The sequence below is a fragment of the Nitrospirillum viridazoti CBAmc genome (genome assembly GCF_000730165.1).
Classification (GTDB): Bacteria; Pseudomonadota; Alphaproteobacteria; order Azospirillales; family Azospirillaceae; genus Nitrospirillum; species Nitrospirillum viridazoti.
In genome coordinates, this window is the sequence record NZ_CP022110.1 from 1,144,808 (window position 1) to 1,157,430 (window position 12,623).

14 protein-coding genes are annotated in these 12,623 nt (G+C 65.5%); 8 read left to right on the top strand and 6 right to left on the bottom strand.

The window, feature by feature from the left end; translation table 11 throughout:
* Nucleotides 1–153: 153 nt before the first annotated feature.
* The 6 genes from Y958_RS05300 to Y958_RS05325 form a co-directional block, all read right to left on the bottom strand.
* Nucleotides 154–441, bottom strand: a complete 288-nt coding sequence (locus Y958_RS05300) for a hypothetical protein (protein WP_088871180.1) — start codon at nucleotides 439–441, stop codon at nucleotides 154–156.
* 154 nt (nucleotides 442–595) lie between these two features.
* Nucleotides 596–1,282, bottom strand: coding sequence for a PAQR family membrane homeostasis protein TrhA (gene trhA / locus Y958_RS05305; RefSeq protein ID WP_088871181.1), 687 nt, complete (start codon nucleotides 1,280–1,282; stop codon nucleotides 596–598).
* 214 nt (nucleotides 1,283–1,496) lie between these two features.
* Nucleotides 1,497–1,706 carry a cold-shock protein gene (locus Y958_RS05310; RefSeq protein WP_088871182.1) on the bottom strand — a complete coding sequence of 70 codons (210 nt, stop codon included), beginning with the start codon at nucleotides 1,704–1,706 and terminating at the stop codon, nucleotides 1,497–1,499.
* A gap of 434 nt (nucleotides 1,707–2,140) precedes the next feature.
* The gene (locus tag Y958_RS05315) at nucleotides 2,141–2,971 is read right to left on the bottom strand and encodes a xanthine dehydrogenase (RefSeq protein ID WP_088871183.1); all 831 of its coding nucleotides are present in this window, start codon (nucleotides 2,969–2,971) and stop codon (nucleotides 2,141–2,143) included.
* Nucleotides 2,971–3,396, bottom strand: a complete 426-nt coding sequence (locus Y958_RS05320; protein WP_088871184.1) for an ArsC/Spx/MgsR family protein — start codon at nucleotides 3,394–3,396, stop codon at nucleotides 2,971–2,973. The genes Y958_RS05315 and Y958_RS05320 overlap by 1 nt, the downstream gene beginning before the upstream one ends.
* Complete coding sequence (locus Y958_RS05325) at nucleotides 3,393–3,818, bottom strand: response regulator (protein ID WP_088871185.1); 426 nt, start codon at nucleotides 3,816–3,818, stop codon at nucleotides 3,393–3,395. The genes Y958_RS05320 and Y958_RS05325 overlap by 4 nt, the downstream gene beginning before the upstream one ends.
* 425 nt (nucleotides 3,819–4,243) lie before the next feature.
* On the opposite strand from Y958_RS05325, the gene nifH reads away from it, so the two are divergent.
* From nifH to Y958_RS05365, 8 genes are all read left to right on the top strand, one after another.
* A complete protein-coding gene (gene nifH / locus Y958_RS05330; RefSeq protein ID WP_088871186.1) occupies nucleotides 4,244–5,128 on the top strand; it encodes a nitrogenase iron protein in 885 nt (294 codons plus the stop codon).
* A gap of 94 nt (nucleotides 5,129–5,222) precedes the next feature.
* Complete coding sequence (gene nifD / locus Y958_RS05335) at nucleotides 5,223–6,722, top strand: nitrogenase molybdenum-iron protein alpha chain (protein WP_088871187.1); 1,500 nt, start codon at nucleotides 5,223–5,225, stop codon at nucleotides 6,720–6,722.
* Between the two features lie 38 nt (nucleotides 6,723–6,760).
* Nucleotides 6,761–8,320, top strand: coding sequence for a nitrogenase molybdenum-iron protein subunit beta (gene nifK / locus Y958_RS05340; protein WP_088871188.1), 1,560 nt, complete (start codon nucleotides 6,761–6,763; stop codon nucleotides 8,318–8,320).
* Between the two features lie 134 nt (nucleotides 8,321–8,454).
* Complete coding sequence (nifE, locus tag Y958_RS05345; protein ID WP_088871189.1) at nucleotides 8,455–10,101, top strand: nitrogenase iron-molybdenum cofactor biosynthesis protein NifE; 1,647 nt, start codon at nucleotides 8,455–8,457, stop codon at nucleotides 10,099–10,101.
* 4 nt (nucleotides 10,102–10,105) lie between these two features.
* Nucleotides 10,106–11,488, top strand: coding sequence for a nitrogenase iron-molybdenum cofactor biosynthesis protein NifN (gene nifN, locus Y958_RS05350; RefSeq protein WP_088871190.1), 1,383 nt, complete (start codon nucleotides 10,106–10,108; stop codon nucleotides 11,486–11,488).
* On the top strand, nucleotides 11,485–11,880 hold the full coding sequence (nifX, locus tag Y958_RS05355) for a nitrogen fixation protein NifX (protein ID WP_088871191.1): 396 nt from the start codon (nucleotides 11,485–11,487) through the stop codon (nucleotides 11,878–11,880). Before nifN ends, nifX begins: the two co-directional genes overlap by 4 nt.
* Nucleotides 11,881–11,885: 5 nt before the next feature.
* The gene (locus Y958_RS05360; RefSeq protein WP_088871192.1) at nucleotides 11,886–12,356 is read left to right on the top strand and encodes a NifX-associated nitrogen fixation protein; all 471 of its coding nucleotides are present in this window, start codon (nucleotides 11,886–11,888) and stop codon (nucleotides 12,354–12,356) included.
* 19 nt (nucleotides 12,357–12,375) lie between these two features.
* Nucleotides 12,376–12,609 (top strand): CCE_0567 family metalloprotein, encoded by a 234-nt coding sequence (locus Y958_RS05365; RefSeq protein ID WP_088871193.1) that lies wholly within the window; start codon nucleotides 12,376–12,378, stop codon nucleotides 12,607–12,609.
* The last annotated feature ends 14 nt before the right edge of the window (nucleotides 12,610–12,623 follow it).

Sequence of the window (12,623 nt, forward strand, 5' to 3'; positions counted from 1 at the left end):
AATCGGACTCCTTCAGGTGCCGAACCGCCGGAGGCTGGGGTGCTTCGGATAAGGGTGCTACGGCGTCGTTGCTATTCTTGGACGGATCAGTCTCGCTCATGGTGTCACCCAATGGCTCAGGGGAACGGAGTGATCGGGAATGGCGCGGGAGGTTCAGGATTTTTTCCGACCGGCTTTGGAGTGTGCTTCCTTAATGATCGGCATTGGCGTCATGGCGGCCGGTGGCCGTTCCGACGCGCCGACGGTCCCCGCCGCGTTCAACTGACTTTCGCGGACCACCCTTTCCTGGCCACCCAGGTCGACCCTGATGCGATACAGCGGTTCCCCGCCTTCGACCGGCAGTAGGCGCGTGATGCTGACGGGGGTGCTGGCAGGGCGTTTTTCGGCCACGGCTGGCCGCATGAACGCGTTCTGGCCGACTTTAAACTTGTGCGAAAGCATTCAGATCTCCGAAGGGGGCGGCACGCCCGTTGGCCGTTGTGTCGCGCGGCGAAATGAGAGGGGAACGCGTTTAACCGGCGACGCGCTCCGCTCCAGGCATTTGTTTAACGAGCGGATGCGCGCTCCAAGGCAATTGGCTTTTGCGCGATCCGCTCTACGAGGGGCCGGGGCGGAATTCGACCAACATCGCCAGGTAATGGCAGCCTGCGGCCACCAGCACCATGAGGTGCCAGACCACGTTGTGATACCGCAGTCGCTCCAGCAGGTACGCCCCGACGCCCACCGTGTAAATCAACGCGCCGAGGCCGATCAGCGCGCCCGTGTCGGGCTGAAGCCGCCCCGATAGGATGGGAATGAGCGGCAGGCCGATCCAGCCGAGGCACAGATACAGAGCCAGGCCCAGCCGTTCGTACCGGCGGGGTGCTGAAAGTTTCAAGGTGATGCCGGCCGCGGCGATCATCCAGACCACGGCCAGGGCGACCGTAGGGCGCGCGATGGCATGCGCGGCCGGAAGACGCAATAGCAGGGGTGTATAGGTGCCGGCGATGGCGAGGAAGATGCCGGCGTGGTCCAACCGCCGCAGCCATTCCCTATGGCGGCGGTGCCGGTTCAAATTGTAAGCGGCGGAAGAGGCCAGCATGGCCGCCATGGCGACCGCGTAGGCGGCCAGACCCAAGGCGTCCGCCATGGGACCGGATGGTGCTCGCGACGCGAGAAGCCAGACGCCACCGACCAGAGCGGCGGTGACGCCGGCGGCATGCACGGTGGCATCGGCCTTGTATTCCCAACCGGTGTAGCGCGGGACGGAGTTGCTGCCCTTCCGTAAGACGGCGGTGGTCATCACGTTCGCTCCTGTCCGGTCAAGGCCGTGTCACGGCTCCTGAAGCTGTGTTTCACGCCCTCTGTTCCTGTCCGCTGGCGGTGCTGCGGATCCGGTTCAGAAGCCCCAGCCCCTGCAATGGCATCAGGGAACCACTTCGTAGCGCCCATCGCCGGCGTGCTGTCAGCGGCGGCAAGGGGACCTGCCGCCACTCTTGAACGCCTTTATGGAAAGCTTACGCGACGCGCAGGTTTTCAGCGGAGGGCTTGCCCTTACGGGGGTCGTTGACGGCGTCGAAGATCACTTTCTGGCCTTCGGCCAAGTTGCCGATGCCGGAGCGCTCCACGGCAGAAATATGAACGAAAACATCGGCGGAACCGTCGTCCGGCTGGATAAAGCCGAAGCCCTTGGTGCTGTTAAACCACTTGACGGTGCCAGTGGCCATGGGCGGATCTCCCGGGGTTGTCCCAATCGCAATTGCCTGGCGCGATGGTGCGGCACGGGCATCAAAAATCACGACGGGGAAAACGGCCGGCATCAGCCGGTCAATAGCCCAGAAGCAAAATCGACCTGATTAACATGGGCGCCAATCGATGGCATTGCAAGTCCTGATTTCTCGCAACCGCTGTCGAGTTTTAGCAGATCGGCTGATTTTCCACAGCAGATCTTTGCCCAGCCACAGGAGCTTCATAGGTGGATACCCGAATGGTAAGGGCGCGTCCCGGCGGGAATATTTCAGATTTACTGCGCCGCCACCTTTCAGATTCGCTGCGTAAGGACGTTCACGGGAAATTGCGTGGCGGTCATCGCCATGTCGTGAGTCATGCCGCCAAGGTTTGGTTGTCGGCGGCCGCATAGCAGCGCGCCTTGGGACGACGCTCAGCGGACCGGTACTGGGCGGAACGGCTGCCTGGCCTTGTGCATGGTCAGCGCCGTTCCCACGGCCTGGGCTATGGCGTGGGCGCGGTCGTCGACGCCGGCCCAGACGGCGCCCCGGACACGGGGATCGATCTCCAGCAGCTTGACGCGGGCCGGCACCTCCGTTCCGTCCCGCACCACGCCGCGCAGGATGCCGTCAAAAGGGGCCTGGACGGCGGCGGCGCCCAGATAGCCGATGACATAGTCCTTGAAGACGCGGGAGCCGATCTCCATCGCCGTGTGCCAACGGCCGGGGAAGGCGGAATAGGCGAAGCGTTCCGCCCCCCGGTTACCCAGGGGACGGACGATGCCGTCCGCGGGTTCCGTTGCACCCTCGCGCACCAGGGCGCCCTGCTTGCCGGGCTTGGTCTCGATGGCGAAGTCGCAATTCTCGCCGGCGGTGAAGCCGGGGCCGAGGCCGACGGTGACCTTGGCCAGGCGGCGCAGGTCGGGGGTGGTGCTGTATTTCTGCAGCCGGGCATCGACCAGCAGATCCAGCGTTCGGATGACGATCAAGTCCAGCAAGCCCAGTTCGGTGATGACCACGCCCTGGCGGCGGGCCAGGGCCGCCGCCGCGGCCATGCCATCGTCCACCCGTTCCGCGGCGATGCCCGCCAGGGTCACCGGATCGTCGAACAGCGCGTCGTGGAAGGCCATCTTGCGGCGGATGACGGGGGGCGACGGGTCATGGGACATGACCACGCCGTAACCCTGCTGGTGAAGCCGGATCGCCACGGCGGAGGCGATCTCATTGGTGCCCAGGATGATGGCGTAGGGCGCACGATGGGTCATCACGGCGTTCCAGTGCTCTTGGGGGTGGGGCAGGGGTGGTGCGGGTGGGAGCAGCCGGTGGCGACGGCCTCCAAGTCGACCGTCAGGCCCAACCGGTCGCGCAAGCTTTCGAACCCGGCATGGCGCTGGCCGTCCACCTCCGCCAGCGGCCGGCGGATCAGCAGCGGATCGGCCAGCATGAGGCTCAGGGCGGTTGCCGCGTCCAGGGCGGACGGATCGACGGTTCCCGCCTTCACGGCGGGTGCCGCCGGGTTGAACCAGGTGGCGACGGGCGCGTGGCCGAAAAAGCCGCGCAGCCGTTCCGCCGTCCAGGGCTCGGCCAGCAGGTTGCGGACCAGCACCGTATGCCCCGCCGCCTCAAGCGCGCGGCGCTGGCGGGCGTTGGTGCGGCAGCCGGGCTTTTCATAGAAGAGAATGGCACTCATGCCAGTTGCACCAGGGCGGCACCGCCGGCGCGGCCCAGCACGGTGTCCACCTTGCGGCGCACGTCGGCCAGGGACAGCGGCTTGACCAGTGCGCCGTGGGCGCCGGCCGCCAGAGCCTGCAGCGCCAGCGCCTCCTCCGCCTTGGCGCAGACGATCAGCACCCGCACGCCGGGGAAGGTGCGGAGCAGGTCGCCCACCAGGCCCACGCCCCGTTCCGCTAGGAAGGCGGCGCCCAGCAGCACCACGTCGGGTTTCAGCCAGTCCACGCCCTTGGCGTAGGCCTCCTCCGGCGTCGCCAGTTCATGCGCCTCGATCTCGTCATGCAGCATGAACTGCAAGGCGGCGCGGGTGATCTCATCCTGGTCCACGACGAAAACCCGCCTTTGGTCCACGGCCTTGGCGGTCTCGACACCAATCTGCATGGCGCGCCCTTTCCAATAATGGGCTGCCCCGTCCCGGGCATCGGGGTGTCCACAGCAATTTCCGTTCCGCTGGCGCTCATGCCCCGGGAAGCAGCGGGGCCGGGCTTTTCCCGGGTGGACGGGCGGCGCCGGCCTTGTTCCGTTTGCGACAGCCGCACACCGCCTGTCGGGTTCGGCACATCTTTGTCGGGAGCGAGGCGGCCGATGTAAATATAACAATATCAATATCTTATCATAAATCCTCCACTTGGCACACCGGTTGCTGAAATACCGGTCGGCTAGTGAGGGCTGAGTGCACGCCTACGCGTTGTCGAGCGATGTGCTCCTTCCCGAAATCCGCGGGCCAGCTTCTGCGAACGAGGATCGCCCCGACCTCAACCGGGGCATTGGCAATCGGCTCAACAATCGGTTCAAGGAGACCTTGAATGTCGGCACTGCGACAGATCGCGTTTTACGGCAAGGGTGGCATCGGCAAGTCCACCACCTCCCAGAACACCCTGGCGGCCCTGGCTGAAATGGGCCACCGCATCCTGATCGTCGGCTGCGATCCCAAGGCGGATTCCACCCGCCTGATCCTGCACGCCAAGGCCCAGGACACCATCCTCAGCCTGGCCGCCGCCGCCGGCAGCGTGGAGGATCTGGAGATCGAGGATGTCATGAAGGTCGGCTACCAGGACATCCGCTGCGTGGAATCCGGCGGCCCGGAACCGGGCGTGGGTTGCGCTGGCCGCGGTGTCATCACCTCCATCAATTTCCTGGAGGAGAACGGCGCCTATGAGGACATCGACTACGTTTCCTACGACGTGCTGGGCGACGTGGTGTGCGGCGGCTTCGCCATGCCCATTCGCGAGAACAAGGCGCAGGAAATCTACATCGTCATGTCCGGCGAGATGATGGCCATGTATGCGGCCAACAACATCTCCAAGGGCATCCTGAAGTACGCCGTGTCCGGCGGCGTGCGCCTGGGCGGCCTGATCTGCAACGAGCGCCAGACCGACAAGGAACTGGAACTGGCGGAAAACCTGGCCAAGAAGCTGGGCACCCAGCTGATCTACTTTGTGCCGCGCGACAACATCGTGCAGCACGCGGAACTGCGCCGCATGACGGTGCTGGAATACGCGCCGGACAGCGTCCAGGCCAACCACTACCGCAACCTGGCTAACCGCATTCACAACAACGCCGGCAAGGGCATCATCCCCACCCCCATCACCATGGATGAGCTTGAGGACATGCTGATGGAGCACGGGATCATGAAGGCCGTGGACGAAAGCATGGTCGGCCGGACAGCCGCCGAGCTGGAACTGGCCTGATCGGCGACGGCCGCCGGTGCCGCCCGGTCCCTCCGCATGGGGGCCGGGCGCGCGCCAGCGGGCTTTCTTCACCGGGGAACATGAGGGCAGCGAAATGAGTATGTCGGAGACGCAGAGCGTTGCGGAGATCAAGGAACGCAACAAGGAACTGATTGCCGAGGTCTTGCAGGTTTACCCGGAGAAGACCGCGAAACGGCGCGCCAAGCACCTGAACGTGCATGAGGCCGGCAAGTCCGATTGCGGCGTGAAGTCCAACCTGAAGTCCATTCCGGGCGTCATGACCATCCGCGGCTGCGCCTACGCCGGATCCAAGGGCGTGGTGTGGGGCCCGATCAAGGACATGATCCACATCAGCCACGGCCCTGTGGGCTGCGGCCAGTATTCCTGGGCGGCGCGGCGCAACTACTACATCGGCACGACGGGCATCGACACCTTCGTGACCATGCAGTTCACCTCCGACTTCCAGGAAAAGGACATCGTTTTCGGCGGCGACAAGAAGCTGGCCAAGATCATCGATGAAATCCAGGAACTGTTCCCGCTGAACAATGGCATCAGCATCCAGTCGGAATGCCCCATCGGCCTGATCGGTGACGACATCGAGGCGGTGTCGAAGGCCAAGTCCAAGGAATACGAGGGCAAGACCATCGTGCCCGTGCGCTGCGAGGGCTTTCGTGGCGTGTCGCAGTCCCTGGGCCACCACGTTGCCAACGACGCCATCCGCGACTGGGTTTTCGACAAGAGTGCGGCCAAGCCCGCGGCGTTCGAGGCCAGCCCCTACGACGTGGCCATCATCGGCGATTACAACATCGGCGGCGACGCCTGGTCATCCCGCATCCTGCTGGAGGAGATGGGCCTGCGCGTCATCGCCCAATGGTCGGGTGACGGTACCCTGGCGGAGCTGGAGAACACGCCCAAGGCCAAGCTGAACGTCCTGCACTGCTACCGTTCGATGAACTACATCTCGCGGCACATGGAAGAGAAGTACGGCATTCCCTGGTGCGAGTACAATTTCTTCGGCCCCAGCAAGATCGCCGAATCCCTGCGCAAGATCGCCAGTTACTTCGATGACAAGATCAAGGAGGGAGCCGAGCGCGTCATCGCCAAGTACCAGGCGCTGACGGACGCCGTCATCACCAAGTACCGCCCGCGCCTGGAAGGCAAGACGGTGATGCTGTTCGTGGGCGGCCTGCGCCCCCGCCACGTCATCGGCGCCTATGAGGACCTGGGCATGGAGGTGGTGGGTACCGGCTATGAGTTCGGCCACAACGACGACTACCAGCGCACGGCCCAGCACTACGTCAAGGACGGCACGCTGATCTACGACGACGTGACCGGCTATGAGTTCGAGAAGTTCGTGGAACGCATCCAGCCCGACCTGGTCGGGTCGGGCATCAAGGAAAAGTACGTCTTCCAGAAGATGGGCGTGCCCTTCCGCCAGATGCATTCCTGGGACTATTCCGGCCCGTACCACGGCTATGACGGCTTCGCCATCTTCGCACGGGACATGGACATGGCCATCAACGCCCCCGTCTGGAAGATGGCCAAGGCCCCCTGGAAGGGCGCGGCGCAACCCCGCCTGCTGGCCGCCGAATAAGGCGCCCCCGTACGACGTTCTTCGGAAAGGTTTCCATCATGACGCAGAGTGCCGAAAACGTGCTCGACCATTTCGAGCTGTTCCGTGGCCCGGAATACCAGGAAATGCTGGTCAACAAGCGCCAGCAGTTCGAGAACCGCCGCGATCCGGCGGAGGTGGAGCGGGTGCGGGAATGGGCCAAGACGCCCGAGTACCAGGAAAAGAACTTCGCCCGCGAGGCGCTGACCATCAATCCGGCCAAGGCCTGCCAGCCCCTGGGCGCCGTCTTCGCCGCCGTCGGCTTTGAAAGCACGCTGCCCTTCGTGCACGGCTCCCAGGGCTGCGTCGCCTATTACCGCAGCCATTTCTCCCGCCATTTCAAGGAGCCGTCCTCCTGCGTGTCGTCGTCGATGACCGAGGACGCGGCGGTGTTCGGCGGGCTGAACAACATGATCGACGGCTTGGCCAATGCCTATTCCATGTACAAGCCCAAGATGATCGCCGTTTCCACCACCTGCATGGCGGAGGTGATCGGCGACGACCTGAACGCCTTCATCAAGACGGCGAAGGAGAAGGGCTCCGTCCCCGCCGAATATGACGTGCCCTTCGCCCACACCCCCGCCTTCGTCGGCAGCCACGTCACCGGCTACGACAACGTCATGAAGGGCATCCTGGACCATTTCTGGGACGGCAAGGCCGGCACCGCGCCCAAGCTGGAGCGCGTGCCCAACGGCAAGATCAACTTCATCGGCGGCTTCGACGGCTACACCGTTGGCAACCTGCGGGAGATCAAGCGCATCTTCGGGCTGATGGGCATCGACTATACCATCCTGGGCGACACCAGCGACATCTGGGACACCCCCACGGACGGCGAATTCCGCATGTACGACGGCGGCACCACCCTGGAGGAGGCGGCCAACGCCATCCATGCCAAGGCCACCGTTTCCATGCAGGAATACTGCACGGAAAAGACCCTGCCGTTCATCGCGGCGCATGGGCAGGAGGTCGCCGCCTTCAACCACCCGGTGGGTGTCGCCGGCACCGACCGCTTCCTGATGGCGTTGGCCCGCCTGACGGGCGCGGAGATCCCGGTGGAGCTGGAGCGGGAACGTGGCCGGCTGGTCGACGCCATCGCGGACTCCAGCGCCCACATCCACGGCAAGAAGTTCGCCATCTACGGCGATCCCGACCTGTGCCTGGGCCTGGCTGGCTTCCTGCTGGAACTGGGGGCGGAACCGACGCACGTGCTGGCCACCAACGGCAGCAAGGCCTGGGCGGCGAAGGTGCAGGAACTGTTCGACAGCTCCCCCTTCGGGAAGAACTGCCACGTCCATCCCGGCCGCGACCTGTGGCACCTGCGGTCCCTGCTGTTCACGGAGCCGGTGGATTTCCTGATCGGCAACACCTACGGCAAGTACCTGGAGCGTGACACGGGCACGCCGCTGATCCGCATCGGTTTCCCCATCTTCGACCGGCACCACCATCACCGCTTCCCGCTGTGGGGGTATCAGGGCGGGCTGAACGTGCTGGTGACCATCCTGGACAAGATTTTCGACACGATCGACCTCAACACCAACGTCCCGTCCAAGACGGACTACAGCTTCGACATCATCCGCTGACGGCGGGCTTGGCCTCTCCGTGGCGCCTTCCCCAACGGCGCTCGCATCCTGGCCGCGCCGCTTGCCCCCCTGGGGTTTCCCATCGGGGCTGGCGGCGCGGCGCTTCTTGACCCGTTCAGGTGAGGAACACGGAAATGAGTTCGCTGTCGGCCACCATCCAGGACGTCTTCAACGAGCCCGGTTGCGCCAAGAACGCCACCAAGTCGGCGGCTGACCGCAAGAAGGGCTGCACCAAGCAGCTGCAGCCGGGCGGGGCGGCCGGTGGGTGCGCCTTCGACGGCGCCAAGATCGCCCTGCAGCCGCTGACCGACGTGGCCCACCTAGTCCACGGCCCCATCGCCTGCGAGGGCAATTCCTGGGACAACCGGGGTGCCAAATCCTCCGGCCCGACCCTGTGGCGCACCGGCTTCACCACCGACATCAATGAGACGGACATCGTTTTCGGCGGGGAGAAGCGCCTGTTCAAGGCCATCCGCGAGATCATCGAGAAGTATGACCCGCCGGCGGTCTTCGTCTACCAGACCTGTATCCCGGCCATGACCGGCGACGACATCAACGCCGTGTGCAAGGCGGCGCGGGAGAAGTTCGGCAAGCCGGTCATCCCCGTCAATTCCCCGGGCTTCGTCGGACCCAAGAACCTGGGCAACAAGCTGGCGGGCGAGGCCCTGCTGGACCACGTCATCGGCACCGAGGAACCGGACGAGACGACGCCCTACGACATCAACATCATCGGTGAATACAATCTGTCGGGCGAGCTGTGGCAAGTGAAGCCCCTGCTGGATGAGCTGGGCATCCGCATCCTGTCCTGCATCTCCGGCGATGGGCGCTATCGCGAGGTGGCCTATTCCCACCGCGCCCGCGCGGCGATGATGGTGTGCTCCAAGGCCATGATCAACGTGGCCCGCAAGATGGAGGAACGCTACGGCATCCCCTTCTTCGAAGGGTCGTTCTACGGCATCGGCGACACCAGCGACAGCCTGCGCCAGATCGCCCGGCTGCTGGTCGACCGGGGGGCGCCGTCCGACCTGCTGGACCGGACGGAGGCGTTGATCGCGCGGGAGGAGGCGCGGGCCTGGGCCGCCATCGCGCCGCTCAAGCCGCGCTTTGCCGGCAAGAAGGTGCTGCTGATCACCGGCGGGGTGAAATCCTGGTCAGTGGTCGCGGCCCTGCAGGAGGCGGGGCTGGAGCTGGTGGGCACCAGCGTCAAGAAATCCACCAAGGAGGACAAGGAGCGCATCAAGGAACTGCTGGGCCAGGACGCCCACATGATCGAGGACATGACCCCGCGCGAGATGTACCGCCTGCTGAAGGACGCCAAGGCGGACATCATGCTGTCGGGCGGCCGGTCGCAGTTCGTGGCGCTGAAGGCCGCCATGCCCTGGCTGGACATCAACCAGGAACGCCACCACGCCTACATGGGCTATGTCGGCATGGTGACGCTGATGGAACAGATCGCGCGCACCCTGTTCAACCCGGTGTGGGAGCAGGTGCGGCGCCCGGCCCCCTGGGACGACCCGGCCAATACCTGGCAGGCCCGCGCCGACGCCCAGCTGGCGGCGGAGGCCGCCGATCCGGAGAAGGTTGAACAGGCGCGGCGGGCTGGTGCCATCTGCACCTGCAAGGGTGTGGACCTCGGCACCATCGAGGACGCGGTCCGCGCCCATGGGCTGACATCGCTTGACGATGTGCGCCGGCACACCGCGGCGGGCACCGGCTGTGGCGCCTGCGCCAGCCGGGTGGAAGATGTGCTGGCCGCCCTGCCGGCCCTGGCGGCGGAGTAGGGCCATGGCGACGGTCACCCACGTCAAGAAGGCCTGCACGGTCAACCCGCTGAAGATGAGCCAGCCCATCGGCGCCGCCCTGGCCTTTATGGGCCTGCGCGGCGCCATGCCCCTACTGCACGGGTCGCAGGGCTGCACCTCCTTCGGGCTGGTGCTGTTCGTCCGCCACTTCAAGGAGGCCATCCCCTTGCAGACGACGGCGATGAGCGAGGTCGCCACCGTGCTGGGCGGTTACGACAATGTCGAACAGGCCATCCTGAACATTCACAAGCGCACCAAGCCGGAGATCATCGGCATCTGTTCCACCGGCGTCACCGAGACCAAGGGCGACGATGTGGAGGGCTATATCCGCCTGGTGCGGGAACGCCATGCGGAGGTGGCGGACCTGCCGCTGGTCTACGTCTCCACCCCCGATTTCAAGGACGCGTTCCAGGATGGGTGGGGCAAGGCCGTGACCCGCATGGTGCAGGAACTGGTGGCAGCCCCTCCGGCCGATGCTGTGCGCGACCCGGCCAGGGTCACCATACTGCCCGGCTGCCACATGACGCCGGGTGATTTGGATGAGTTGCGCACCATCCTGGAGGATTTCGGGCTGAAGCCGAGCTTCCTGCCCGACCTGGCGGGGTCGCTGGATGGCCACATTCCAGAAGACTTCACCCCCACCACCATCGGCGGCATCGGCGTGGATGACGTGGCGGGCCTGGGCGCCTCGTCCTGGGCCATCGCCATTGGTGAGCAGATGCGCCCGGCGGCGGAAGCCTTGCGGGACAGGACGGGCGTGCCCTTCCGCCTGTTCCCCCGCCTGTGCGGGCTGGAGGCGACCGACGCCTTCATCATGTTCCTGTCGGAGATCAGCGGCCGGCCGGTGCCCGTCAAATACCGGCGGCAGCGCGGACAGCTGGTGGACGCCATGCTGGACGGACACTTCCACATTGGCGGCCGCAAGGTGGCCATCGGGGCGGAGCCCGACCTGCTGGCCCATGTCGGCGGCATGCTGCATGCCATGGGCGCCCACATCACCGCCGCCGTCACCACCACCCATTCGCCCGTGCTGGCCGGGGTGGAGACGGACGAGGTGCTGATCGGCGACCTGGAGGATCTGGAACGGCGGGCGCGGGAGCGGGGGTGCGACCTGCTGATCACCCATTCCCATGGGCGCCAGGCGGCGGCCCGCCTGGGCATCCCGTTCTTCCGCATGGGCCTGCCCCTGTTCGACCGGCTGGGGGCCGGGCACCTGGTTTCCGTCGGCTACTGCGGGGCGCGGGATTTGATCTTCGCCCTCAGCAACCTGGTGATGGCCGACACCGAACAGCATCACGAGGCCACCCCCGACACCTGGCGGGTGGTGGATGGGGACGGCGCTCAATCGAAAGGGGAAGCCGCATGAAGGTCGCTTTCGCCACGCAGGACATGAAGCGGGTCGACGCCCATTTCGGCTGGGCCCGCAACATCGCCATCTACGAACTGGATCCCGACGGCTATCGCCTGCTGCAAGCGGTGGAGTTCGCCGGTGATTTGCAGGAGGACGGCAACGAGGACAAGCTTGCGCCCAAGATCGAGGCGATCAAGGACTGCGCCATCCTCTATGTCGCCGCCATCGGCGGCTCGGGCGCCGCCCGCGTCGTCGCCAGCAACATCCACCCCATGAAGGTCACCCAGCCGGAACCCATCGAGGATCTGCTGGAGCGCCTGCGCGCCGTGCTGAACGGCACGCCGCCGCCCTGGCTGCGCAAGGCCATGGCCAAGGGGGCCCCCCGCACCCTGGATTTCGAGGATTGAAACCCATGTCCGACGTTCTGGACCTGCCGCCCGAAACGGTGGCGGCGCAAAGCCCCTTCATCCGCCAGCTGATCGTGATCTGGCGCGCCCAGGACACCCACGGCACCTGGGAGGGCAAGGCCGACCTGGATTTGCTGGAACCCTACATCGTCGACAAGGAGAAGCGGCGGCAGCTGCCCATCCTGGGCGATCCGGATCCGGAGACCATCTGGCGGCTGGAGCTGTTCTTCAACGCCGTGGCGCTCAGCATCGAGCAGGCGACGGGCGTGATGGTGTCGCCCATGCTGAAGATGAGCCACGAGGGTTTCGGCCGCATGGTGCTGATCGGCGGCCGTCTGGTGGTGGTGAACAAGCAACTGCGCGATGTCCATCGCTTCGGTTTCGACACCCTGGCCAAGCTGGCGGAGGAGGGGGGCAAGTACGTCCAGGCGGGCGTGGACATGATCGGGCGCTTTCCCGACGTCGCCCGTTATTGAGCGGATGGAAGGTATTGCCATGAGCGATGTCGAGGCACTGAAGAACGAGATCAAGAAGCAGTCGGCCCGGGCGATGCAGGCCAAGATGGACCTGCATGACCTGTCGGAGGAACTGCCCGTCAACTGGACCTCCATCCTGGAGGTGGCCCAGCGCGCCCACGACGCCTTCGCGGCGCTGGAGCGCAAGCGCGCCGACCTGAAGACGCTGGAAACCGCCGGGGCCACCGCCGCGCAGCTGTCCGTCGCGCCCTAGAAGGAGTTCGCCCC